20 protein-coding genes and 1 tRNA gene are annotated in these 25,038 nt (G+C 70.4%); 8 read left to right on the forward strand and 13 right to left on the reverse strand.

Annotated features, from left to right (window positions below):
- The 3 genes from VF106_RS31780 to VF106_RS31790 all read left to right on the forward strand — a co-directional run.
- The coding region (locus VF106_RS31780) for an SDR family NAD(P)-dependent oxidoreductase (RefSeq protein ID WP_330843588.1) at positions 1–4,393 on the forward strand (4,393 nt) is incomplete at its 5' end.
- Entirely contained in the window at positions 4,390–5,964 is a 1,575-nt protein-coding gene (locus VF106_RS31785) for an acyl-CoA carboxylase subunit beta (RefSeq protein WP_330843589.1), read from the forward strand. The genes VF106_RS31780 and VF106_RS31785, both read left to right, overlap by 4 nt.
- Positions 5,965–6,103: 139 nt before the next feature.
- Entirely contained in the window at positions 6,104–7,105 is a 1,002-nt protein-coding gene (locus VF106_RS31790; RefSeq protein WP_330843590.1) for an alpha/beta hydrolase, read from the forward strand.
- 42 nt (positions 7,106–7,147) lie between these two features.
- Here the strand turns inward: VF106_RS31790 and VF106_RS31795 are convergent, their stop codons facing one another.
- Positions 7,148–8,362, reverse strand: coding sequence for a PucR family transcriptional regulator (locus VF106_RS31795; protein ID WP_330843591.1), 1,215 nt, complete (start codon positions 8,360–8,362; stop codon positions 7,148–7,150).
- 150 nt (positions 8,363–8,512) lie between these two features.
- Entirely contained in the window at positions 8,513–9,415 is a 903-nt protein-coding gene (locus VF106_RS31800; RefSeq protein WP_414639108.1) for an alpha/beta hydrolase family protein, read from the reverse strand.
- A 214-nt stretch (positions 9,416–9,629) separates the two neighbouring features.
- Between VF106_RS31800 and VF106_RS31805 the strand changes: the two genes are divergently transcribed.
- Positions 9,630–10,865 (forward strand): MFS transporter, encoded by a 1,236-nt coding sequence (locus VF106_RS31805; RefSeq protein WP_330843592.1) that lies wholly within the window; start codon positions 9,630–9,632, stop codon positions 10,863–10,865.
- A 59-nt stretch (positions 10,866–10,924) separates the two neighbouring features.
- Positions 10,925–12,208 carry an extracellular catalytic domain type 1 short-chain-length polyhydroxyalkanoate depolymerase gene (locus VF106_RS31810; protein ID WP_330843593.1) on the forward strand — a complete coding sequence of 428 codons (1,284 nt, stop codon included), beginning with the start codon at positions 10,925–10,927 and terminating at the stop codon, positions 12,206–12,208.
- A gap of 40 nt (positions 12,209–12,248) precedes the next feature.
- On the opposite strand, the gene VF106_RS31815 is transcribed toward VF106_RS31810, so the two are convergent.
- From VF106_RS31815 to VF106_RS31840, 6 genes are all read right to left on the reverse strand, one after another.
- Complete coding sequence (locus VF106_RS31815) at positions 12,249–12,707, reverse strand: GNAT family N-acetyltransferase (RefSeq protein WP_330843594.1); 459 nt, start codon at positions 12,705–12,707, stop codon at positions 12,249–12,251.
- A gap of 18 nt (positions 12,708–12,725) precedes the next feature.
- On the reverse strand, positions 12,726–14,051 hold the full coding sequence (locus tag VF106_RS31820) for a family 1 glycosylhydrolase (RefSeq protein WP_330843595.1): 1,326 nt from the start codon (positions 14,049–14,051) through the stop codon (positions 12,726–12,728).
- A 78-nt stretch (positions 14,052–14,129) separates the two neighbouring features.
- Positions 14,130–15,272, reverse strand: coding sequence for a damage-control phosphatase ARMT1 family protein (locus tag VF106_RS31825; protein ID WP_330843596.1), 1,143 nt, complete (start codon positions 15,270–15,272; stop codon positions 14,130–14,132).
- Between the two features lie 99 nt (positions 15,273–15,371).
- Positions 15,372–15,704 carry a YnfA family protein gene (locus tag VF106_RS31830; protein WP_330843597.1) on the reverse strand — a complete coding sequence of 111 codons (333 nt, stop codon included), beginning with the start codon at positions 15,702–15,704 and terminating at the stop codon, positions 15,372–15,374.
- 163 nt (positions 15,705–15,867) lie between these two features.
- Positions 15,868–17,052, reverse strand: coding sequence for an NAD(P)/FAD-dependent oxidoreductase (locus VF106_RS31835; protein WP_330843598.1), 1,185 nt, complete (start codon positions 17,050–17,052; stop codon positions 15,868–15,870).
- A gap of 81 nt (positions 17,053–17,133) precedes the next feature.
- On the reverse strand, positions 17,134–18,078 hold the full coding sequence (locus tag VF106_RS31840; protein WP_330843599.1) for an RNA polymerase sigma-70 factor: 945 nt from the start codon (positions 18,076–18,078) through the stop codon (positions 17,134–17,136).
- Positions 18,079–18,191: 113 nt separating this feature from the next.
- Here VF106_RS31840 and VF106_RS31845 point away from each other — a divergent pair, with 113 nt between their 5' ends.
- A complete protein-coding gene (locus VF106_RS31845; protein ID WP_330843600.1) occupies positions 18,192–20,327 on the forward strand; it encodes an MMPL family transporter in 2,136 nt (711 codons plus the stop codon).
- Between the two features lie 4 nt (positions 20,328–20,331).
- Here VF106_RS31845 and VF106_RS31850 read toward each other — a convergent pair whose 3' ends face one another.
- From VF106_RS31850 to VF106_RS31865, 4 genes are all read right to left on the reverse strand, one after another.
- Complete coding sequence (locus tag VF106_RS31850) at positions 20,332–21,597, reverse strand: RNA polymerase sigma factor (RefSeq protein ID WP_330843601.1); 1,266 nt, start codon at positions 21,595–21,597, stop codon at positions 20,332–20,334.
- Positions 21,594–21,917, reverse strand: coding sequence for a YciI family protein (locus VF106_RS31855; protein ID WP_330843602.1), 324 nt, complete (start codon positions 21,915–21,917; stop codon positions 21,594–21,596). Before VF106_RS31855 ends, VF106_RS31850 begins: the two co-directional genes overlap by 4 nt.
- A gap of 16 nt (positions 21,918–21,933) precedes the next feature.
- Positions 21,934–22,551, reverse strand: coding sequence for a dihydrofolate reductase family protein (locus VF106_RS31860; RefSeq protein WP_330843603.1), 618 nt, complete (start codon positions 22,549–22,551; stop codon positions 21,934–21,936).
- A gap of 117 nt (positions 22,552–22,668) precedes the next feature.
- On the reverse strand, positions 22,669–23,001 hold the full coding sequence (locus VF106_RS31865) for a hypothetical protein (protein ID WP_330843604.1): 333 nt from the start codon (positions 22,999–23,001) through the stop codon (positions 22,669–22,671).
- 267 nt (positions 23,002–23,268) lie between these two features.
- On the opposite strand from VF106_RS31865, the gene VF106_RS31870 reads away from it, so the two are divergent.
- Together VF106_RS31870 and VF106_RS31875 are read left to right on the forward strand one after the other, a co-directional pair.
- Positions 23,269–24,498: an MFS transporter gene (locus VF106_RS31870; protein WP_330843605.1), complete on the forward strand. Its 1,230-nt coding sequence runs from the start codon at positions 23,269–23,271 to the stop codon at positions 24,496–24,498.
- 28 nt (positions 24,499–24,526) lie between these two features.
- Positions 24,527–25,006: a nitroreductase family deazaflavin-dependent oxidoreductase gene (locus VF106_RS31875; protein WP_330843660.1), complete on the forward strand. Its 480-nt coding sequence runs from the start codon at positions 24,527–24,529 to the stop codon at positions 25,004–25,006.
- Here the strand turns inward: VF106_RS31875 and VF106_RS31880 are convergent.
- Positions 24,966–25,035 (reverse strand) — tRNA-Ile (locus VF106_RS31880). The genes VF106_RS31875 and VF106_RS31880 overlap by 41 nt on opposite strands.
- Positions 25,036–25,038: the final 3 nt, after the last annotated feature.

The following is a 25,038-nucleotide window of genomic DNA, read 5'->3' on the forward strand; positions in this document are numbered from 1 at the left end:
CGGCGGGGTGGCGCGGGCGGGTGTGTCGGCCTTCGGGTTCGGCGGCACCAACGCGCATGTGATCGTGGAGGAATGGCCGGCTGGGCGCCCCTCGGCACGTGGTGTGGACCGGCCGGAGGTGTTCGCCGTCTGGGGCGCCGACGAGCAGCGACTGCGGGACCGGGCTCGCGGTTTGGCGGACTGGCTGCCGGAGAACGAGCCTGGTCTCGCGGAGCTGGCCGCCGCCCTCGTGCACGGCTGTGACTCCGGTGCGGCTGGCGCGGTTCTCGTTGCCGGGGACCGCGATCAGCTGCGGGAGCGGTTGTGTGCCCTGGCCGAGGGGCGGCCCGATCCGTCGGTACTGCCCAGCACGTCCGAGGCTTCCTCGCCAGTGTTCGTGTTCTCCGGGTACGGCTCCTACTGGCCGGGTATGGGCCGCCGGCTCCTCGCCCACGAACCCGCCTTCCGCGCCGCGGTCGAAGGTCTCGATCCCGACTTCCGAGCGCGGATCGGGGTCACGCTCACCACGCTCCTCACCGAGGACAGCGAGGACCTTGCTCTGCGGCAACCCGCCACCTTCGGCATGCAGGTCGCGCTCGCCGCGCTCTGGCGTGCCTACGGGGTTCTCCCGGCCGCGGTGATCGGACACTCCGTCGGGGAAGTGGCCGCCGCCGTGGTGTCCGGAGCCTTGTCCCCGGCCGACGGGTTGCGGGTCGTCGTGGCACGGGCGTCGTTGCTGTCGAGAATCGACGCGTCCGGGACCGGCGCGATGGCGGTCGTCGAGCTTCCGGCCGGCGAGATAGTGCGGCTCGCCGGCCGGTTCCCCGGCATCGGGGTCGCCGTCCACGCGTCACCGCGGCATTCGACCGTGTCCGGTCCGGCGGCCAGTGTGGACGGTCTGGTGTCTCATGTGGCCGATCAGGGTGGCCTCGCCCGGCGCCTGCGCGTGGGCGGCGCCGGGCATTCCCCTGCCGTCGACCCCATCCTGGCGCCGTTGCGTGAGCGGCTCGCCGGACTCGAGGCGGCCGAACCCGCCGTCCCGTCGTACTCCACAGTGGACGAGAGGCGACCGATCGGCGCCGGGGTCGACTACTGGGTCGCCAACGTTCGCCAGCCCGTCCGGTTCGCCCAGGCCATCACGGCCGCGCTCACCGACGGGCATCGCGACTTCATCGAGATCGCGCCACATCCGATCGCGGCCGTGTCGGTGGAGCAGACCGCGACGGCCCTCTGCATGACCGACGTCAGGATGACGGCGACGCTGCGCCGTGATCCCGACGGCACCCTCGACGGGTTCGCCGCCGCCCTCGCGGGCCGGCAGCACGACGTACTGCGGGTCCGCTATCCCCAGCGTGCGGTCGTCGACCTGCCCGGACCGGCGTGGCGGCGCAGGCGGCACTGGACCGCGGCGCGCCCGCCCGCGGCGCGTTCACTGCTCGGCACGCGGATCGACCTTCCCGAGCCAGGCCGGTACGTCTGGTACAGCGAGATCGACTCCGCGCAGGGCCACACCACGTTCGGGCTTCCCGTGTTTCCCGCCGGCGGAATAGTCGAGCTGGCCATGGCGGCGGCGCGGAGCGTGCTCGGCGGGGCTGAGCTGACCGACGCGCAGGTGGTCGCCCCGCTCGTGCTCAGTGCGACGACCGAGGTGTGCGTGTCCGCGTACCACCGGACCGGTGGGCTGGATCTGTCCGTGTACGCCCGCTCGGCGTCGCGTCCGGAGTGGACACTGCACGCACTGGCGGTGGCCGAGCCGGGTGGTGGTTCGCCCGCGGAGCTGCCGGATGTACCGGTGCGACGGTCCGATCTGGTCGCGCCCCCGGAAATGCTGTGCTACCAGCCGGTCTGGCAGGAGGAGCCGTTGCCCTCGGTGCCACGGGAGCCTCGGCGGGTGGTGCTGCTGCACGAGGACGCCGAACGGGCCGAACGGGTCGCTGCCCTGCTGTCCGGCGACGACGTGCAGGTCCTGCCGCTCGGCACCTCGCCGCCACCCGCGGACGTGGTGGTCGTGCTGGTGCCCGCCCGTGACGTCGTGCTCGCGGTGGCGGACCTCGTGCGGGTGTTGGCGGACGGCCCGCCTGCGCGGTTGTGGCTCGTCACCCAGGCCGCGGCGGCCGTGGTTCCCGGTGAGCGTGGCGATCCGGGGCCGGCGGCTTTGCGTGGGCTGGTGCGGGTGCTCGCGTTCGAACACCCCGAGCTGCACGCCGGCTGGTTGGACACCGACGCGGACGACGCGCTCGTGGCGGAGGTGCGGGCCGGCACGCCCGAGGACGAGGTGGCGTGGCGGGCGGGCCGACGTTACGTGCACCGGGTGACACCGCTGTCCCCGGCTCCGGACCCGACCGCGCCGGTCGTCCGCCCGGGGGCGTACGTCATCACCGGTGGCACGGGTGGCCTGGGCCGGGTCGCCGCGCAGTGGCTGGCCGAGCGTGGCGCGACCCGGGTCGTGTTGTCGGGCCGGCGACCGCGCTCGGTCGAGCTGAGCTGCGACGTACGGGTGGTCACGGGAGACATCGCCGAACCGGGCGTCGCCGAACGGCTGGTGGCCGCCGCGACCGAGGGCGGTCTCCCGTTGCGCGGTGTGGTACACGCCGCGGGTGCGCTGTCCGACGCGTCCGTGCTGGCCATGGACAAGGCCGGCATGATGGCCGCCTGGCACGCGAAGGTTGTTGGTGCGCAACGGTTGTGGGCAGTCTGCGAGGATCGTGCCCTGGACTGGTGGGTGGCGTACTCGTCCGCCGCCGGACTGTTCGGCTCGCCGGGTCAGGCCGCGTACGCGACGGCCAACGCATGGCTGGACGCGTTCTGCGAACAGTTGCGCGCACAGGGCGTGCCCGCCACGTCCGTCCAATGGGGAGCGTGGGACGAGGTCGGTGGCGCCACGGAGAAGGACAACGCGGTCCTCGACCGGCTGAGCCCGGCGGAGGCGATGCCGGCGCTGCGGGCGATCCTGGGCTCCGACCTGCCGCAGGCGGCGGTCGTGCGCTTCGACCCGGCGCGGATCGTCGAGCTGTTTCCCGCGCTGGCCCGGCGACCGTTCATCGGCGCGCTGCTGCCGGAGCCCACGGGCGAGACGACGTGGTCGGGTGTGGCGGAGTTGGCGGCACAGTCCGATCCGGACGCCGTCCGCGCCGCGGTCACCGCGCACATGCGGGCCACGGTGGCGGAGATGATGCGTACCGCGCCGGACCGGCTCGACGTCACGGCGCCGCTGACGTCGTTGGGCCTTGACTCACTGCTGGCCATGCGCGCGCGGGCCGCCATCGAACGGGACTTCGGCCTGCACCTGCCACTGCCGCTCCTGCTACGCGGTGCGAGCCTCGACGACCTGGCCCGCCACGTGGCCGGCGAGCTGGCGACGAACAACGCTCCCGTACCCGCGAAGCCGGCCGGGCCGGGGACCCGTGACTTCGCCGAGCGGTGGGTGGCCAGGATGTGGCGTGAGGTGCTCGACGAGGACGTGGTGAGCGTGCACATCCCGTTCGAGGGCGCCGCCGAGCGGCTGCGGGCACGGATCGCCTGTGAGCTTGGCGCGGCCATGCCACAGGTCGACCTGTTCGCCCAGCCCACCATCGCGGGCATGGCCGATCTGCTGCGGCCCGTGCTCGAGGAGCACGGCGGCGGGGCCGTCCGGGTGCTGTCGGACCGCGGGGACACCGATCCGCTGTTCCTGTTCCACCCCGCCGGCGGGTCGACCGCCGTCTACGGCCCGCTCGTCAAGCTGCTCGGCGACGACGTGCCGTGTCTGGGCCTCGAACGCCTGCCCGACCTGGCGACCGTCGAGGAGAAGGCGGCCCGCTACGCCGAGTTGATCCGGGAACGTCAGCCGGAAGGGCCCTACCGGCTTGGCGGCTGGTCGTTCGGCGGCTGCCTCGCCTACGAGACCGCCAGGCAGCTCGGCAGTGACCAGGTCGGGTTGCTGTTCCTCGGCGACACGATCCTGCCGCTGGACACACCTCGGTCCGAGGACTACCTGACCGGCCGGTTCCGCCGCTTCGTCCAGTACGTGGAGCGCACCTACCAGGTCGACCTCGATCTGTCCACAATGGAGCACCTGGCCGAGGACGAGCGGTTCCCGCTGGTCATCGAGCGGTTGCGGGAGCGGGTGCCCGGCATGGGCGAGGCCGTGCTCCACCACCAGTACACGTCCTACGTGGACGCTCAGGTGGCCGAGCAGTACCGGCCAGGCCCGTACGAGGGAAAGGTTCTGCTGTTCCGCGCGGAGCAACCACATCCGCTCACCACCGAGCTGGATCCCCGCTACCTGCGGGCCGACCGGGCACTGGGCTGGGACGCCTACTGCCCGCACCTGGAGGTTCTCGACGTGCCCGGCGACCACATCTCGATGGTCGACCCGCCGAACATCGACGTGCTCGCGGAGCGTGTCTCGGCGACTCTGGAGGCACTGTCATGACGGAGGAACTGACCACCGCCTACCGGATCGCCGACCTCGCCGACCGCGACGAGGAGGTGTTGCGCACCGCGGAGAAAGAGGCCGCCGACCGCCAGCACGCCAAGGGCAAGCTGACCGCGCGCGAGCGGATCGAGGAGCTGACCGACCCCGGCTCGTTCGTCGAGCTGGACCGGTTCGTGCGGCACCACTGCACCGACTTCGGCATGGCCGCCAACCGGCCGTACGGCGACGGCGTGGTCACCGGACGGGCCACTGTGGACGGACGGCCGGTTGTCCTGTTCTCGCAGGACTTCTCGGTGCTCGGCGGCAGCCTCGGTGAGGCCTTCGGCAAGAAGGTCATCAAGGTCATGGACCTCGCCGAGGACATCGGCTGCCCGATCATCGGCATCAACGACTCCGGCGGCGCCCGCATCCAGGAGGGCGTCACCGCGCTCGCCTACTACGCCGAGATCGGCGCCCGCAACGTGCGCCTCTCCGGTGTGGTCCCCCAGATCTCCATGATCATGGGGCCGTGCGCGGGTGGCGCGGTCTACTCCCCCGCGATCACCGACTTCACCGTGATGGTCGACGAGATCGCGCACATGTTCGTCACCGGCCCGGAGGTCGTCACCGCGATCAGCGGGGAGACGGTCAGCCGGGACGACCTCGGCGGCTCGGTGGTCAACAGCGAGATCTCCGGCAACGCGCACTACCGCGCCGGCGACGAGCGGGACGCCATCGACTGGGTGCGCACGCTCGTCGGCTTCCTGCCCGCCAACTACCTCGAGCCCGCGCCGGAGTACGCCAGCACCGGGAGCCCCGAGCTCACCCGGCGCGACCTCGCGCTCGACGAGCTGATCCCGGACGCCCAGGCGCGGGCGTACGACATGCGTCAGGTGATCGAGACCGTCCTCGACGACGGCGAGTTCCTGGAGATGCAGCCGGTGTTCGCGCCCAACATGATCTGCGGGTTCGGTCGCGTCGAGGGTCGGTCGGTCGGCGTGGTGGCGAACCAGCCACTGTGGATGGCCGGGGTGATCGACATCCACGCCTCGGAGAAGGCCGCCCGGTTCATCCGGTTCTGCGACGCGTTCGGCATCCCGTTGGTGACGTTCGCGGACGTGCCCGGCTACCTGCCCGGCCGCGAGCAGGAGCACGGCGGCATCATCCGGCGCGGCGCCAAGCTGATCTACGCCTACGCCGAGGCGACCGTGCCGAAGGTGACGGTGGTACTGCGCAAGGCGTACGGCGGCGGTTACGCCGTGATGGGCTCGAAGCACCTCGGCGCGGACGTGAACCTGGCCTGGCCGACCGCCGAGATCGCCGTGCTCGGCGCGGAGGCGGCGGTCACCGTGCTGCACCGCAGAACCCTGCGCGACTGTGCACCCGCCGAACGCGACGCCCTGCGGCGGCGGCTGGTGGACGAGTACCGACGCCAGTTCGCGAGCCCCTACGCGGCGGCCGAGCGCGGCTACGTCGACCAGGTGATCCGCCCGGCGACGACCCGCCTGGAGGTCACCGCCGCCCTGCGCGCGATGCGGACGAAACGGCGGCGCCCCCCGGCGAAGAAACACGGCAACATCCCGCTTTAGGCGCGTAGCGGAGGAGCCCCCCGCCGGACTGACCGAGGAGCGTGCTCGTGAGCGAGGTACGAGCGTCGAGCACGCGATTACGGAAGGAGGCGGCCGGGCGGAGGAGCGGAGCGACCCATCCAACACGTGAGGAGAGAACATGAAATTACGAGGTAGGCGCAGCGCCGCGCTGACCGGACTGCTGGCAGCCGCCCTGGCAGCCGGCGCGCTGGCCGACCAGCCGGCGACCGCCGCCGCACCGGTGACCGCCGACACGGGCGCCACCGTGGTGCAGGAGACCCGGATCGACGCACGCACACTCGACCTGAAGATCAACTCGCCGTCGCTCGGCGCGACCGGCATGGTGCGGGTGCTGCTGCCCCAGGGTTGGGACAGCCAGCCCAACCGCACCTGGCCGCAGGTGTGGCTGATGCACGGCTGCTGCGAGCCGGCCGACTACAAGTCGTGGACGCAGTTCACCGACGTCGAGGAACTGACCGCGAACGTGCCGGCGATGATCGTGATGCCGACCGACGGCCCCGCCGGGATGTTCAGCGCGTGGTGGAACTTCGGCCTGTCCAGCAAGCCGGACTGGGAAACCTTCCACGTCACCGAGGTGCGGCAGATCCTCGAACGCGGCTACCGCGCCGGCACGCAGCGCGCCATCGCCGGGATCTCGATCGGCGGGTTCGGGGCCATGCACTACGCGTTCCGCCACCCCGGCATGTTCACCACGGCCGCCTCCTACAGCGGTGTGCTGGACACGATGGGCATCGGGGTGCCGGCCATCATCAAGGCGATCCTGATCCGTGAAGGCTTCTTCAACTACCTGCTGCTGTGGGGATCCGAGCTGTTGGCGCCGGACCGGTGGCGCTCCCACAACCCGACGGCGAACCTGGAGAAACTGCGCGGCACGGCCTTGTACGTGTCCAGCGGAAATGGCCAGGCCGGCCCGTTCGACCCCGGCACGAGCAACGAGGGCGGCGATTTCCTGCTGGAGCCGAACGCACAGGCGGCGACGCAGAGTTTCGTCAACCGCGCGCAGCAGCTGGGAATTCCGGTGACGGCGAACTTCTACGGCCCGGGCACCCATTCCTGGCCGTACTGGCAACGCGAGCTGCACCGCTCGTGGTCATTCCTGACGGCCCGTCTCGGTATTTGAGGGAAATGCGCTGAAGGGCACCCTCGAAGCGGAGGGTGCCCTTCAGGGTTTGCGCAGTGATCGGCCGTGCAGGACGAGGCTCGCGGCGAAGCGGAAGTCGGGGTCCTCCAGCCGGTCACCGAACAGGGATTCCAGCTGCCGCAGGCGGTAGCGGGCGGTCTGTGGGTGGATGCCCAGTGCCGTCGCGACCTCGGGTGCCGACCTGTTCATCGAGCGCAGCAGGGCGTGCAGTGTCTCCTCGAGCCGGGTCGCCTTGCCCGCCGGCAGCCCGGCCAGCGCGGCGAGCACGTCGTCCGACAGCAGGCGTCCGATGTGCTCGCCGCCAAGCAGGATCAGGGTCGCGAGGTGGTCGTCGGCCACCACCAGGCCGTCCTTGGCGGTGAGCATCCCGCGGCGGGCCTGCCGCAGCGCGAGCCGTGCGCAGTGCGCGGACAGCCAGGTGTCGGCCGGGGTGACGCACGGACCCAGCGCGCCAACCCGCCACGACAGCAGCTGTCGCAACCGGTCCACCCGCGCCGGCTCGTCCGGGCCAGGCACGAACAGCACGGCGTCGCCGCCGCGGGCCAGCACCAGGACGTCCGTGTCGAGCGTCGCGTCCGGCACCAGTTCGAGACCGGGCGCCTCGACGACGACACAGGCCAACGTGGCGGGCAGCGGCCATTCCGCTTGGTAGGAAAGGGTCTCCGGCGAGCTGCCGCCCGGGTCGGGGCTGCGTTCGAGCAGCCGTTCGGCGAGCGCGCGGCGTCGGGTCGCCAGGTCGCCCGCGCTGCGCAGGCGGGCCTCGGTGTACCCGCGGACCGACTCGTTCGCCAGTTCGTTGATGTGCACCAACACCGCCTCGCTAAGTAGCAGGACGGTGCCGGTCGGCATCCCGACCGCCTGCGCGATCTCGCTGTAGCGACGGCTGCCCACCCTGGCGCCCACCCGGTAGGCGGCCTGCAACTCGTCCATGTTGCGCCCGGTGAGGAACTCCGCCTTGCCGAGCCTGCGGAAGAAGGTGCTGTTGTGTTCCTGAGGGGCGTTCGGGTTCTCGATCAGCTCGACGAACTGGACGAGCGCCCGGCGGACGGCCGCGACCAGGTCACGACCCAGCTCCGAGTCCAGCGGGCGCCGGTACCGAGGCACCTCGCGCCGGATCACGTCGATCATCTCGGTGGCGATCGCGTCGAGGTTGGGGCGCAAGGCGTCCGCGATGGTGGCGGGCAGCTCGGCCCACGGGTTGCGGACGAGGCTTCTTGCTCCCTGCGGACGTGTCATCGGGCGCACTCCAGTGTGTGACCAAAACCGCGCACTCCGTCACCGCCCACTACTACGCAGTAGGTTAGAAGACCGGCACGAGCGAGGTCAACAAAAAGGTGTGCCCGGCCGAGTGGTCAGACCGGGCAAACCCTTGTGTCACACGAGATGTCACGGCGTGTAGGGACAGGTGGACAGGTAACGCGAGATGGCGGTGTTCGGCTGCGGTGTCGGGCAGAGGAACTGGTCGTACCGGGTGTCGTCGTCGATGAACCGCTTCAACCAGGAGATGGCGAACCTGGCGGTCGTGACGTCCGGGGAGTTGGTCTGGTTGTGCCCGGCGCCGCGCAGCTCCAGGAAGGCCTTGTCCACGGTGTTCGCCAGCGAGTTGTAGAACGGGAGCGAGTGGTCGTTGGTGGGGGCGATCGCGTCGTTCTGCGCCGCGACGACCAGCGTCGGCACCCGCACGGCCGACCAGTTCTTGGTGGTGTGCCAGCCGGCGAGCGGAATGGCGGCCTGCAGCGCGGGCCGCTTGTTGGCCGCGGACATCGACGCGCCGCCGCCCATCGAGTGGCCCATCACGCCGAGCCGGTTGCGGTCGATCCGGTTACGCACCGAGCTGGTGTTGGTGAGATAGTCGAGCGCGGCGAGTAGCTGGTCGGCGCGGGCGTCCGGGAAGTCGAACACACCCAGGGTGTCGATGGTGATCACCACGAAGCCCTGTGACGCCAGCCGGGGCCCCAACCACGAGATGGCGAGCTGGAGCTCGGTGAAACCGGGCGAGATGGCCACCGCACCGAACGTGCCCTGGCTGGTGTCGATCGGGAAGTAGACCGTCCCACCGCCGAAACCACTCTGGGCCGGCACCGTCATCTGCGAGGTCGCGAACGGGCCACGCTCCGCCTCGATGCTCTGCGGGGTCGGGTCAGGCCCACGCTGGAACGGGTTGTCGGCCGCCAGGGCGGCGCCGCTGCCGATACTCGCCCCCACCAGCCCCATGACAAGGGCCAGCACCGCGAGCACCACCAACCGCCAACGCCCGAAAGATTTTCCTCTTCGCGTCGTCGTCGTCATTCTCGGCGAGGGCACGTCGTTGTTCCTCCTGATTCCGGGAATACCACACGAACCTGTAGCTACTCGACGGTAACCACGCCGTACAGGCCGTTTCAACGAAGCCCCCGAGAACTGTCACCACCGTTAGCGAAAACACCCACCCTTTGTCACCGGCGCACCGAACAGGTCCGTTTCCCGCCAGACAGCCCGACCTGACACGGGCACGCTGCCCCGGGTGCGTAACTACCTGGCCGTCCTCCGGCACACCGGTTTCCGGCGCCTGTGGCTCGGCGCGACGATCTCGTCCGTCGGCGACGGGATGACGTTCGTGGCGCTGTCCTGGCTCGTGCTCGCGCAGCCGGACGGCACGTCCGGCCTCGGCCTGCTCGGCGTCTGCTACACCGCGCCGGTCCTGGTGGGCGGGCTGCTCGTCGGACCGGTGCTCGACCGCTTCGACAAGCGGGTCGTGCTGGTGGTGGACAGCCTGCTGCGGGCGGCGGCGGTCGCGTCGGTGCCGGTCACCTCGATGCTCGGCGGCACGCCGAGTTGGCTGCCGTTCGCGGTCGCGGCGACCTACGGCCTGCTCAAGATGGTGCCGTTGGCGGGGTTCCCGGCCGCCATCCCTCAGCTCGTGGCCGAGCGGGAGCTGGAAGCGGCGAACGCACTGGAGAGCATGAGCTTCAGCGTGGCGTTCGTCGTCGGCCCCGCGCTCGCCGGGCTGTTGGTGAACGCGGCCGGGCCCGAGGTCGTGCTCGCGGTGGACGGCGTGTCGTTCCTGGTCTTCGCACTCGCGGCGGCGACGGTGCGGGAGCCGCTGTCCCCTGTGATCACTTCCAAGGCCCGGCGCCCGTCGCTAGCCGGGTTGCGCCGCGATCGTGTCATCGTCACCACGACCATCGCGTTCATGGCGTTCAACATCGCCGAGGGCATGCTGCTCGTGACAACGCCATGGCTCGCGAAGAACCACCTGCCGGGTGGCGCGGCCACCCTCGGCCTGCTGCTCGCGGCGCTGGCGGCCGGTGAGATCGCCGGTGCCGCGCTGGCGGGGCGCCGACAACGCTCACTGGTCGCCGGTATCGCGGTGGCGCAGGCGGGTGCGGCACTGGGTTTTCTCGGACTGCTCGCGACGCCGAACCACATACTCGTCGGCGCCGGCTTCTTCGTGGTCGGGGCACTGAGCGCGCCGATGACCGTGTGGGCACAGTCGCTGCGGATGCGGCGGATCCCGGCGGAACTCCACGGCCGCGCGTTCGCCACGCTCCGCACGCTCATGCAGGGCACACCACCGGTCGGCACGCTGCTCGCCACCCCGCTGCTGGCCGGTGACCACCTGGCCCTCGCGGCACTCACCATGGCGCTCGTGGCGGGCCTGCCGGCCGCGCTGGTGTACGCGAACGCCGAAACTTCCGGCCGTCGTGAGCGCTCCAAAATGCGAAAATCGTCATGCTACAGTCCAACCAACGAAAGATGATTTCCGATATTTTCGGAAATTTTCAGACATTCGAGATATCTCAACGAGGAGATCTCGCGATGGTCAGAAAACGAATCCTGGGTTGGCTGGGTGCTGCTCTCCTGGTCGCGGCGGCCCTCGTGGGGCAGGCGAGTCCCGCGGCGGCCGCGTCCCTGGTGGAGGTCACCAACTTCGGCACGAACCCGAGCGGCCTGCGCATGCACCTGTACGTGCCGGACAACCGCCCGGCGCGGCCGGCGATCCTGGTCGCCGTGCACTACTGCACGGGAAGCGGGCCGGCTTTCTTCAGTGGCACGGAGTTCGCCCGGCTCGCCGACCAGCACGGCTTCATCGTGATCTATCCGTCCGCGACCCGCAGCGGCTCGTGCTTCGACGTGTACACCGCCGAAGCGTTGCGCCGTAACGGAGGCAGCGACCCGGTGGGGATCAAGTCGATGGTGGACTGGGTGATCCAGAACCGCGGTGGCGACCCGAACCGGGTGTTCGTCACCGGCGCTTCCTCCGGGGCCATGACGACCAACGTCCTGCTCGGCGACTACCCGGACGTGTTCAAGGCCGGCGCGGCGTTCGCTGGCGTGCCGTTCGCGTGCTTCGCCACCACCCCACCGAACACATGGAACAGCGAGTGCGCCAACGGCCAGGTCAACCGGACTCCGCAGCAGTGGGGCGACCTGGTCCGCAACGCCTTCCCCGGCTACACGGGCGCACGGCCGAGGATGCAGGTCTGGCACGGCACAGCCGACACCACGCTGCGCTATCCGAACTTCACCGAGCAGGTCGAGCAGTGGACGAACGTGCACGGGCTGAGCCAGACCCCGTCGTCCACCGACAGCCCGCAGTCCGGGTGGACACGCACCCGGTACGGCGGCACCGGCACCACCGCGCCGGTCGAGGCGATCAGCCTGAACGGCGTGGGCCACAACCTGCCGACGAACGGCATGGCGGCCATGGTGATCGCGTTCTTCGGCTTGAACGGCGGGGGCTCGGAACCGCCGCCTCCCCCACCACCACCGCCACCGCCCGGCGGGCCCTGCCGCGTCGCGTACTCGGTGAACCCGTGGAACACCGGCCTGACCGCGGAAGTCTCGATCACCAACACCGGCACGGCCGCGATCAGCGGGTGGACGCTCCAGTTCACGCTGCCCGGCGGACAGACCATCACCTCGGCGTGGAACGCCACCTACACGCCGGCGAGCGGGCAGGTCACCGCACGCCCGGTCACCCACAACAACACGATCAACGTGAACGGGACTGTGGGTTTCGGCTTCCAGGCCACGCACACCGGCAACACGGCCGAGCCGACGTCGTTCACCCTCAATGGGACCGCCTGCACGGTCGCCTGAGAAAACCGGGGCCCGGCCACGCGCCGGGCCCCGGTTTCCCCTACTGGTTCAGATAGTTCGACAGGACCACCATGTCCGGCTCGAACCCGAGCGTCTGCCAGAACCCGTGGTCCTCGGTAGCGCCGGCGCAGGACAGGCACCGGATCGTGTGCGCGCCGCGCGCACGCAGCCACGCGACCGCCGCCTCGGCGAGTGCCCGGCTGACTCCCTTGCCCCGCAACGGGGGCACGACGTAGAGCGAGTCGATCCGTCCTTCCTGCCCGGGAAGCAGCCCGTCCTCGTCGTCCACGCGCCCGTTGACGAACCCGACCAGCTCCTTGCCGTCCACGGCCACGAGGCAGAACGCGTTCCGGTGCCACGCGGCGATGTCCAGCATGCGGGACAACCTGCGTCGCCCCTCCTCGGTGAGCGGGCCGCCGTCCGGCACCTCCCGGCACATGCGATCCCACAGGTGACCGGCGACCTCGCCCTCACCGTCGTGAATCCTTCTGATCTCCATGCCGGAAGCGTCCCCGGGTCAGTTCAGCGGTGCGACCGGACCGGGATACCGCGCCGGGGACAGGCAGCTGTCCAGGGAGACGATCGAGCAGAAGGCCGGCGGCTTGACCGGCGCGTAGCCGGCGGGCACACCGTGTCCGGTGATCAGTGCCCGGTAGGTGGCCACGGCGTCCGTGGGCCGGCGGGTGAGCGTCGGGTCGGTCAGTGCGTCCACTGTGTACAGACCGAAGCGCGGCCGGTAGCTGCCCCACTCGTAGTTGTCGGTGATGCTCCAGTAGTTGTAGCCGATGACCTTGATGCCGTCGGCCTTCGCCCGCTGGATCCAGTAGATGTGGTCGCGCAGGTGGTTGGAGCGCGTGTAGCCGTCCGGCCGGGCCAGGCCGTTGTCGGTCGGCATGCCGTTCTCCACTATGTACAGCGGAAGCGTGGGGAACTTCTGGGCGTAGTACCGCAACGCGTAGTAGATGCCGTCCGGCTGCGGGTCGATCTTCCAGAACTCGCCGCTCGCGCCGTGCACAGCGGAGATGTTGTCCAGGCTGGCGCCGTAGTAGTAGTCCAGGCCGAGGAAGTCGAGCTTGTCCCGCACGTGGTCGACGAACAGGGTGTCCTGGCCGATCTGGACGCCCGCCGGCAGGTAGGCGGTGTTGCTCGACACCAGCGTGCCCGGGTCCAGCTGGTGGATCATGTCGTAGGCGCGGCGGTGGACGGTCACGAGCCGCGACATCATCCACGGGGTCTGCCACGCTTCCAGGCCACCGTTGGCGATCTCGTTCTGCAGGTAGATGGTCGGCTCGTTGATGGTGATCCAGATGGCGCCCTTGCCCTTGTACCGGTCGACGACGCGCCGCGCGTTCGCGAGCCAGTCGTCGACGGTCGCGTCGGCGTCCCAGCCGCCCTGGTCGGCGACCCATCCCGGGTACACCCAGTGGTCCAAGGTGATCATGGGCCGCATGCCGGCGGCCAGGATGCGCGCGACCACGTCGTCGTAGTAGGCGAGCTCCGCCTGGTCGACCACACCCTTGCGCGGCTCGATCCGCGACCACTCGACGCCGAAGCGGAACACTTCCACGCCAAGGGCTTTCGCGTTCGCGATGTCCTCGGCGTAGCGGTGCCGGAAGTCCACCGCGTTGACGTACGGGTCCTTGATGGAGGCCGTGCCGGCCTGCTCGTAGCGGCGCCAGTTGCTGTCCGGCGCGGAGCCTTCCGACTGGTAGCCGGAAGTCGCCACACCCCAGAGGAAATCGTCCTGTGCCGCCGCGGCAGCGCGCCCCGGCGGCGCACCGACCGAGGTGATCACGCTTGCGAGAACAGCGAGAACGGATCCGAGGACGGTGCTACGACGCATGGTTCCTCCTGCCCGGCGGTGGACGCGGAACCTACACTACTCACGAGTAGGTAACTGGGCCAAGTGGCCAGACCAGAGTCAGCGCGAGACCTGCAGCAACGCGTGCGCCCCGTTGGTACGCCACGACTCCCCGGTGGCGTCGAGCCTTGCCAGCACCTCGGGGGGCACGCCGACCACGACGTCGGACTTGCACGTGCGCACCGCGACCACCGGGCCGGGGAAGTACTCGGTGACCTTCTCGAACGGCGTGTCCGCCTGCCATGAGCAGTCCCCGACGAGACGCCGGTAGTTGAGATCGCCCTTCATGATCGTGACCGACGCCGCGGCGAACTCGGCGGCGAGGTCGGCCGGCATGTGGTGATAGGACCACGGCGCGCACGAGAACGGATGCGCACGCACCACGAGATCGCCCTCCCGCATCGCACGCCACAACCGCCCGCCCGCTTCCTCGGTCTCGGACAACCGCCGCAGGCAGGCGAGCACGTCGGCCATCGTGGCGTCGGACGTGAAGTACGGATACGCCTTGACGTGCAGGACGATGCGGGCCGCCCGGCCGGTGCCGAGCAGGTGGTCGGCGAGCAGCAGGTCCGGCACCAGCTCCCGCCCGGAGTTGTCCGCGACCACGCACACCGTGCCGGCCCCGTCGAGCAGCGACCACAACGCCGCACTCTGGTCGACCACCAACGCCGACGCACGTCCGCCGGCCACCTGCCCGAGCTGGAATCCAAGGTCGGCCTGGTTGCCCCACAACGACGCGGTCAGCAACCCCGCGTCCCGCTCGTCGGCCGTGAGCCCGCGGAGCACGGCCAACTCGTCCGCCAGCGCCGCACTCCGCAGCTCCGCGGACTTGACGGGCTCGAAGGGGTCGACGCCCTGCCACTCCCCCGGCGCGAAGTAGCCGACCGCGTCAAGGAGCTTGCGGTAGAAGAAACTCTCCGCCCACAGGAACGGCACGTCGTACCACCGCTCACCGAAGTAGTCCCGCCCCCACTCGGCCCACACGTCGTGGTCGTGGGCGGACCGGCCGAGGGGCCGGATGGCGCCGGTGATCTCCTCGGCGAGCGCGTCGAGCGCCCGTGACCGTTCCGGCGGGTACGGCAACCCGTCCCGCACCTTCTCGATCAACGCGGGATGCCGGTCGTGCAACACACTCCACGGAAACGACCCGGGCGCACTGCTCAGCACCGCCGGCGCGGCCGGCGACCACTCGGAGTTGACCACAACCGAGTCTCACACACCTCCGCCGAGGGCCGCCGATCGCGTCCGATGCGCCTGCCGCGACCACGAACGCCTCCGACATCGATTCCGGGTCGATGACGCCTACCCGCGCGGCGCGTACATGATCACGGCAACACCGATCAGACAGATCGCGGCACCGAGGTAGTCCCATCGGTCGGGCCGGAACCTGTCCACGATCACGCCCCAGGCCAGAGATCCGCCGACGAACACGCCGCCGTAGGCCGCCAGGATCCGCCCGAAGTGCGGGGCGGGCTGAAACGTCGCCACAAAGCCATACGCCCCGAGCGCGAGCACTCCCGCCGCGATCCACAGTAGACCGCGATGCTCCCGCACCCCTTGCCACACCAGCCACGCACCGCCGATCTCGGCGAGTGCGGCCAACGCGAACAGCAGCAGCGAACGCGCAACGGTCATGACCGCGACGATAGTCCGAGGTCACCGGCACGACAGTCCCCCGCATCAGCGACGCCTTCGCCGGGGCGCAGGCAGCACGCCACACAGGCCGCGCCGGCCAGCCACGCCAGACGAAACGGCGGTGAACAAGTACCACCAGGTCCGCAGCCCGCGCCGCGGCGTGTCACACGGTGGTCGCGACGGGCTCTTCGGCCAGGGTGGTGTGGCGGCGACGAGTCGGGAGCATCGACGTCGGGTGGGAGATGCTCCAGGCCGCGGACTTGCAGATCATCTCCTTGAGGCGTGCGGCCATCCTGCCGGTGACCGCGGACGGTTTGGTCTCGTCGTCCGGGGTCACCCACTGCACGATGGCGTCGCGGCGGCCGAGGCTCATGCACTGGCCGAGGTAGCCGATCTTGTTCTGGGGGATCTGGCGTCCGGTCAGGCGGGCGGCGATGACGTCGGCCGCGTGCTGGGCCGAGGGGACTCCCGAGGCGCAGGACATCCGCAGCGGTTTGCCGCTCGCGCCCGGGGCGAGTGCGGCATCGCCGACGGCGTAGACGTCGGGGTGCGAGACCGACCGCATGGTGTCGTCGACGACGATCTGGCCCGTCGCGGCGACCCGCAGGGTCGTGGCCGCGGCGATGGGGTGGACGGCGAAGCCGGCCGTCCAGACGGTCACCTGGGCCGGGATCGCGCGGCCGTCGGCGGTGACCGCGCCGGTCTGCTCGACGCCCGTGATGTCGGTGTGCTCGTGCAGGGTGATGGCGAGCCGGTCGAACGCCGTGCGCAGGTGGTGTTGGGCCTTCTCGCTCAGCCAGTCGCCGAGGCCGCCGCGGGCGGCGAGTGCGACCTCGAGGTCCGGTCGGGCTTCGGCGATCTCGGTGACGGCTTCGATGCTGGTGAGGCCACCACCGACGACGAGCACGGTGCCGCCCGCGGCGAGACCGGCCAGACGCGCACGCAGCCGCAGCGCGGACTGCTTGCCGGCGATGTCGTATGCGTGCTCGGCGACACCGGGAACGCCGTGGTCGGCGGCGGCGCTGCCCAGGGCGTAGACCAGCGTGTCGTAGGCGCTCTCGCCGGGGCCGTCCGCGTCGACGATGGCGACCGTCTTGGTTTCGGCGTCGACGGCGGTGACCCGCGCCAGCCGCACCCGCACGCCCGTGCCCGCGAAGACGTCGGTCAGTGCGCGGGGCTTCAGGTCCTGGCCGGCCGCGAGTTGGTGCATGCGGACCCGCTCGACGAACTCGGGATCGGCGTTGACGAGGGTGATCTCGGTGTCTGCGGAGTGCAGTCGCTTGGCCAGGCGCCCGGCTGCGTTGGCTCCGGCGTATCCGGCCCCGAGAACGACGATCTGGTGCTTCATGGTTTCACTCCTGTCTGGCTGGTGTCGCCTCCTGAACCGGGCAGCGGCACGAAACCTGACAGCAGTGAGTTGTGATCCAGGTCACCAGTTGTCGACGAGCGGTTCCCCGTGTTCGGAGGTGGCCCACCAGCGCGTCGCGCGTTCGAGCTTGCCGGGGTTCGCCTGGGTGTGGACAGCCGCGATGCCGTCTGCGGTCACGTCCAGGGAGACGACGGTGGCGACCCGGTCGCCGACCACCAGCACCAGGGCGGGCACACCGTTGGCGACCGCGGCGAACAGGACCGGCTGGCCGCCGATCATGTCCCACTTGGCCTGGCTGGGCTCGACCAGCCCGCGTAGGAACCTCGCGACCCGCAGCGCACCGGTGATCGGCAACGGCAGTGAGAAGACCACGCCGCCTCCGTCACCCACGTGGATCGCGTCGTCGGTCAGCATCCTCACCAGTGAGTCGGTCTGGCCGCTGAGTGCCGCGGCGAGGAACTCCTCGACGATCTTGCGGGCCGCGGCCGCGTCGACCTCCACCCTGCGCCGGTCGGCGGCCAGGTGCTGCTTGGCACGCCGGTAGATCTGCTGACAGTTCGACTCGGTGACATCGAGCACCTCGGCGATCTCGCCGTGCGAGTAACCGAACGCCTCGCGCAGCACGTACACGACGCGTTCCTTGGCCGAGAGCCGCTCCATCAGCATGAGCATCGCGATCGAGACCGACTCACGCTGCTCGACGGTGTCCGACGGACCGAGCATCCGGTCCCCGGCGAAGACCGGCTCGGGGAGCCACTGGCCCACGTAGGTCTCCCGCCTGGCCCGCGCCGAGGTGAGCCGGTTGAGGCAGATGTTGGTGAGCACCTTCGTCAACCATGCCTCGGGCGTCTCGATGAGCGCCCGGTCGGCGGACTGCCAGCGCAGGAACGTGTCCTGCACCGCGTCCTCCGCATCGTTCGCCGACCCCAACACGCGGTACGCGATTGCCTCCAACCGCGCCCTGGACCCCTCGAACACCTCGACCTCGGACGCACCGACCAGCATGGTTCGAAGTTAACCATCCGCCGGTCGTGTCAGGTGTGAACGCTACCCTCACTGACCGGTCGGCCTCGGGGGCGATGAGGGCGGGTCGCGGGACGAAGCGGGGAAGGTGTGTCGTGCTCTCAGCGCTCGCGAGGTGGTGTGGACGCCACCGCAAGTTGGTGGTGCTGTTATGGGTGTTGCTGGCCGCGGGTTTGCTCGCCGGGGCGCGCGTGGTCGACGGCAGCACGGCCGACGAGGTGGCGGTGCCGGGCAGCGACAGCGAGGCCGCCAACGCGTTGCTGTCCGCGGCGGACGTGTTCGGCCAGCAGTCCTCCCAGCTCGTGCTGACGGCACCGCGGGGCCAGCACGTCGACTCGCCGGAACTCCAGGCCGCGGCACGGGAAGCGGCCGACGCGGTGTCAGCGGTGGCAGGTGTCGGCACTGTGCCCGGGCCGGGCGAGCCGAGTCCGGACCGGACCGCGGTGCGGTTCAGCGTGCCGCTCGACGCGGGGGTCACCGCCGACAAGGCGCTGGGGCAGCGGGTGCTCGACGCCGCGAAACCGGCCCGTGCCGCGGGGATGGACGTCGCGCTCGGTGGCGTGCTCGGGCGACAGCTGTCCGCACTGAACTCCCGGCCCAGCGAGATCATCGGCATCGTGGCGGCGCTGGTGGTGCTGCTGCTGGCGTTCGGTTCGGCCGTCGCGGCGCTGCTTCCGGTCGTCACCGCGCTGCTCGTGGTCGTCGGCGGGTTGGCCGGGCTGGACATGCTGAAGAGTGCGGTCAGCATTCCCGACGTCGCGCCGACGCTCGCCGCCATGATCGGGCTCGGGGTCGGGGTCGACTACACGCTGTTCCTGGTCGGCAAACAACGCAGGCTGCTCGCCATGGGGTTGCCCGTGCCGGACGCCGTTGGCCGGACCGCGCAATCTGCCGGCGCGGCGGTGGTGTTCGCCGGTGCCACCGTGGTCGTGGCGATCAGCGGGTTGATGCTGACCGGCGTCGATTTCGTGTCCTGGCTCGGCTGGAGCAGCGCGTTGCTGGTCGCAGGCGCCGTGGCCTCCGCCGTCACACTGACCCCGGCGGTGTTGGCCATGGCTGGCGAGCGGCTCGGTCGCGGCCGCCCGGCGGCGGCCACCGACGAGGCCCTGGACCGGAGTGTGTGGGGCCGGCTCGCGTCATGGTCGGCCCACCGCCCCGTGACGGTCGCCGTCGCCAGCGCGGTCGTGCTGCTCGGGCTCGGCGCGCCGACGCTCGCGCTGCGGCTCGGGCAGTCCGACGCCGGTGACCGCGGCACCGACCAGCAGACCGTGCTGCACTACAAGGCCGTCGCGGCGGCATGGGGTCCTGGGGAGAACGGCCCGCTCACCGTCGTGATCACCGACCCGGCCCAGGTGGAGCCCGCGGTGGCCACGCTGCGCGGGACCAGGGGGGTCGCCTCGGTGTCGCCGCCGCGCCCGCTGCCGTCCGGAGCGGTGTCGCTGCGGGTGGTCCCGACCACGGCGCCCTCCGACCCCGCCACCGACGATCTCGTCGCTCGGCTGCGCGACGAGGTGTTGCCGAACGTCGGCGAGGCACATGTCGGTGGCGGCACCGCCACCCGCATCGACCTGGCGAACCGCATCACCGAACGGTTGCCATGGCTCATCCTGATCGTCATCGGCGTGGCGGGCGTCCTGTTGTTGCTTGCGTTCCGGTCGGTGGTGCTGCCGATCAAGGCCGCGCTGATGAACATCGTGTCGGTGTGCGCCGCGTACGGCGTGGTCACGGCGGTGTTCCAGTGGGGCTGGGGAGCGGGGTTGCTCGGCCTCGACGGGCCGGTGCCGATCGACAGCTATGTGCCCATGGTGCTGTTCGCCGTCCTGTTCGGACTGTCCATGGACTACGAGGTGTTCCTGCTGTCCGCAATCCAGGAACACTGGGCCCGCACCGGTGACAACCGTGTCGCCGTACGTCGCGGCCTCGCGGAGACCGGCGGCGTCATCACCTCCGCCGCCCTGATCATGGTGTGCGTCTTCGCCAGCTTCGTCCTCGTGGACAACCCGACGGTGAAGATCTTCGGTCTCGGCCTGGCCACCGCGATCGTCATCGACGCCACCATCACCCGCTGCCTGCTCGTGCCGGCCACGATGGTCCTGCTGGGCCGCTGGAACTGGTGGCTCCCGCGCTGGCTCGACCGGCTCCTCCCCCACGTCCTCGACCACCGCGCCGCCGAACCCGAGCCCGTGGTCAGCGTGACGACACTCGAGACACAAGGCCAAAAGCAACACTAGGGCGCTACCCCAGTTGGTCGCGGCGACGTGTCAGGTGGGCGGACTCTGCGGTGTTGCCCGCCAGCTCGATGGCCGTGTCGTACGCGGCGCGGGACTGCTGGCTGCGGCCCAGCCGGCGTAGCAGGTCGGCGCGGGTCCCGTGGTAGAGGTGATAGCCGGCCAGCTTGTCCTCGAGGCGGTCGACGGCTGCCAGTGCGACCTCCGGGCCGTCGAGCTCGGCGACCGCGATGGCACGGTTGAGGGCGATGATCGGCGAGGGGTCGAGGCGGACGAGCTGGTCGTACAGGGCGACGACCTGTGACCAGTCGGTGTCGCGGACGTCGCGGGCGGAGGTGTGCACGGCGTTGATCGCCGCGAGGATCTGGTAGCGGCCCGGAGCCGCCCCGGTGGCCAGGCGTTCGCGCACCAGCTGGTGTCCCTCAGCGATCATCGCCGTGTTCCAGGCCCCTCGGTCCTGCTCGCCGAGGGGGACCAGTTCGCCGGTCGCCGCAGCGTCCGATGTTTCGCTCCGCAAGCTCCGCGAAATCCTGGCGGTGCGGCGGGCCTCGATGAGGAGCATCAGTGCCAGCAGCCCGGCCACCTCACCGTCGTCCGGCAGGAGGGCGCGGATCAGGCGGGTGAGCCGGATCGCCTCGGCGGTCAGGTCCTGACGGACGGGATCGGTGTCGGGGCCGGTCGCCAGGTAGCCCTCGTTGAACACGAGGAACAGGACGGCGAGCACACCGGACACGCGCGCCGGGAGATCCTCCGCAGACGGCACCCGGTACGGGATGCGCGCCGCCTTGATCTTGGCCTTCGCGCGGGTGATCCGCTGCCCCATGGCGGACTCCTGCACCAGGAAGGCGCGGGCGATCTCGGGCACGGTCAGGCCGCCGACCATGCGCAGCGTCAGCGCCACACGCGTTTCCTTCGCGAGCGCCGGGTGACAGCAGGTGAAGATCAGCCGGAGCCGCTCGTCGTCGATGGCGCCGAGAGGCTCGGGCGGGTCGTCGTCGTACATCATCCGGGCCTCCTTGTGCTTGTCGTCGCGCTTGTTCTCGCGCCGGATCCGGTCGATGGCCTTGTGGTTGGCGGTGGTCGTCAGCCAGGCGCCGGGGTTGGGGGGCACGCCGTCGGCGGGCCACCGCTCGACGGCGGTCGCGAACGCCTCGGCCGCCGCCTCCTCCGCGATGTCGAGGTCCCCGAAACGCCTGGTCAGGGCAGCGACCACCCGCGCCCACTCCGCGTGGTGGACCTGGGTGATCGCCTCCCGGACATCGACACTGTTCACAGGAACGGCCGCACCTCGACCTTCCGGTTGCACGCCTTCGACCCCTCGGCGGCGAGCGCGAGCACCACGTCGAGGTCGGCGGCCTCGATGATCCAGAAGCCGATGAGGAACTCCTTCGACTCCAGGAAGGGTCCGTCGGTGAACATCGCCTCGCCGCCGCGGTTGTCGACGACGGTCGCCACGCTGGGCGACGTCAGGCCACCGGCGAAGACCCAGTAACCCTCGGCCTTGAGCCGGTCGTTGAACACCTCGATCGCGGCCTGTTCGTCCGGGGTGGCCAGGTCAGGGTTGTCGGTGATCACGGAAACCAGGTACTGCATCTCTCGTCGTCTCCTGTCAGTCGGCGGTCGCATACCGCGGGCGGCCGCCCGCGCGGTAGACCTGGATCGTTATCCCGGTCGGGGTGGCGCGCGACTCCACGAGGTCGAGCGCCGTGTCCGGGCCGGAGCCGGGGAACAGCCGCGTGCCCTGGCCGAGGACCACGGGGCAGATGAACAGGGTGATCTCGTCGACGAACTGCTTGGCGAGCAGCCACCGGATCAGCGCACCGCTGCCGTGTACCTGCAGTTCCCCGCCCGGCCTGGCCTTCAGCTCGCCGATCGCCGCCGCGACGTCACCGGAGAGGACGGTCGTGTTCGCCCACCGCGGTTCGGTCAGCGTGGTCGACGCGACGTACTTCGGCCGCGTGTTCAAGGGCCCCGCGATGGGGCTGGAGCCCGGATCCGCCATCGCTCCCCAGGAGCCGGCGAAGATCTCGTAGGTCCGCCGACCGAACAGGAACGCGTCCGCGCGCCCGTAGATCTGGTGCAGAAACGTGGCGGCCTCGTTGTCGTCCTCGTACAGCGGCAGGGCCCATCCGCCGCGTTCGAACCCGCCGCCTCGGTCCTCGTCCGGCCCGCCGAGCCCTTGCATCACACCGTCGACGGTGACCCATGTGGTGGTGGTGAGCTTCATGATCGTGGTTCCCTCCTCGAGGGCGTGGGCAGCCTCTCACCCCCTGCCACGAACACCTCGGCCCCGATCCGACACCGCTGCCCGGACTTTTTCAAGATCTTTCTGGGCGGAGCGCCGTCAGGGCCGGCGGCGGTCGAGCGCGAGCTGGGCACGCCGCATCTGCCACCGACAGGACGGCGAGATGGTGCCCGTGCCACGGTGGTTGAACGCGCGCCGCAGCTGCTTGAGCGCCGCGGCGACCGACCCGCCGGGCTCGGCCGTGGCGATGGCGGCCAACTCGTCCATGACGGGCGAGACGGATTGGGCGAACGTGCTGAGCACGGCGTGGACACTCTCGGCCGCGTCGGGGTTGTCGTCCACGAGCTGGAGCGGCGTCAGTGCGGCGCCGATGGCCTCCCGCAGAACGCTGACCGGATCGGTCGACACAGCGGGCACAGGCTGGTCGTTCACCAGATCCAGCCTACAAGGCCGTCACCCCCACGGGCGATGTCTCGTGTCGTGGCTGATGTCATGAAAGACGCGATGGGGACGTTCAACGACATGAGCGCGTCTTTCGAGACATCGCCCGAAACCGTTCACGGCGGCGACCCGACGAACCCTTGCTGTCACAGCGAACAACCCGTGGTTGTGGCGCGCCGGCGGTTCGGTTGTTTGTTTTCCTGCCTCGCCGCTCGCTTTGATCTGTCCGGATCGGACAGAGAGAGGGGCGCGCTCGACATGGCGAGACGGTCGCTGGGGCGACAGTTCGGGTGGTTGTGGGCGGCGTACGCGGTCAGCGCGTACGGCACGGGGTTCTCCTTCGGCGCGTTCGCCTTGATCGCGGTCCTGGTGTTGCGTGCCGGGCCGGTCGAGATGTCGTTGCTGTCCGCGGCGGGGCTCGTGGCGGGGGCGGCGGTTGCGGTGCCGCTCGGCCCCTGGGTGGAGTTCCACCGCAAGCGGCCGGTGATGATCGCGACTGATCTGGTTCGGTTCGCGGCGTTGATGAGCGTTCCCGTCGCCTTCGCCCTCGGCTGGCTCAGCTTCGCCCAGCTCCTCGTGGTGTCGGTCGTCGTCGCCGCGGCCAAGATCGCTCGCAACGCGGCCAGCGGCGCGTATCTCAAAGCCCTCGTGCGACCGGAGGACCTGCTCGTCGCGAACGGCCGGTTCGAGTCGACGACCTGGACCGCCACCGTGGTCGGCCCACCGCTCGGCGGGGCCGCGATCGGCATGTTCGGGCCGGTGACGACCGTGGTGGCCGACGCGGTCAGCTACCTGCTCTCGGCACTGGGGATCGTCGCGATCGGCGGGAAGGAGCCGAAACCCGCCAGAACCGCCGCACCTCGGCTGCGCGCCGGCGACCTGCTGGACGGGTGGCGCTACCTGCTCAACCATCGCACGCTGCGCCAACTGTTCTTCAACGTGCTGCTGGTCAACGGCCTGATCATGGCGACCGAGCCGTTGATCGCCATCCTCATGCTCGGCGACCTCGGGTTCACGGCGTGGCAGTACGGTCTCGCGTTCGCCCTCCCCTGCGTTGGCGGCCTGATCGGCGCACGGCTGGCACGCCGACTCGTCGCGCGGTTCGGACAGCACAAGGTCATGCTCGCCGCCGGCGCGCTCCGCGCGTGCTGGTTGCTCGGGCTGGCCTTCGTCGGCCCCGGCGTCCCCGGGATGGTGCTCGTCATCGCCGTCCAGTTCGGTTTGGTCACGTGCATCGGCGTGTTCAACCCGGTTCTGGCGACCTACCGGCTCGACCAGGTCGCGCCGGACCGAGTCGCCCGCACCCTGACGGCGTGGTCGATCACCAGCAGCGCCACCATCGCGGCCCTCACCGCCCTGTGGGGCCTGCTCGGCGACCTCATCGGCCCCCGCGCCGCGATCGCGGTGGCCGGGCTGCTCATCCTGGCCACCCCGCTACTGCTTCCCCGGCACGTCCCCGCCTCACCTGCGCTGAGCACCTTGACTTGAACCTTTGTTGAAGTTCGATGCTTCCGGCATGACCATCGACGACAGCGAACTGATCGACAGCCCCACGGACTGGGTCGCCAAGCACATCCGCGACTACGTGGCGACCGACGGCGAGAGCGGGCATCTGTACCAGGGCTGGCCGACACTGCTGATCACCACCCGGGGCCGCAGGTCCGGCAAGCTCCGCCGCACGGCGTTGATCTACGCACAGGACGGCGACCGCTACCTGCTGGTGGCCTCGAACGCCGGCTCGCCGCACCATCCCGCGTGGTACCTCAACCTCAGCGCGGACCCGCACGTCACGGTCCAGGTCCGCGACGACACGTTCACCGCCCGAGCCCGCACGGCCACCGCCGAGGAGAAGCGACGGCTGTGGCCACAGGTGACGGCGATCTTCCCGCTCTACGACACCTACCAGGCCACGTCGAGCCGGGACCTGCCGATGGTCATCATCGAGGCGGTGACGGTCGAGGTGGCGGGAGTCGAACCCGCGGCGGGCGCTTCATGAGAGCGTCGCAAGGACCACCGTGCACCTCGTTC

This window comes from Actinophytocola sp. (genome assembly GCF_036378875.1).
Lineage (GTDB): Bacteria > Actinomycetota > Actinomycetes > Mycobacteriales > Pseudonocardiaceae > Actinophytocola.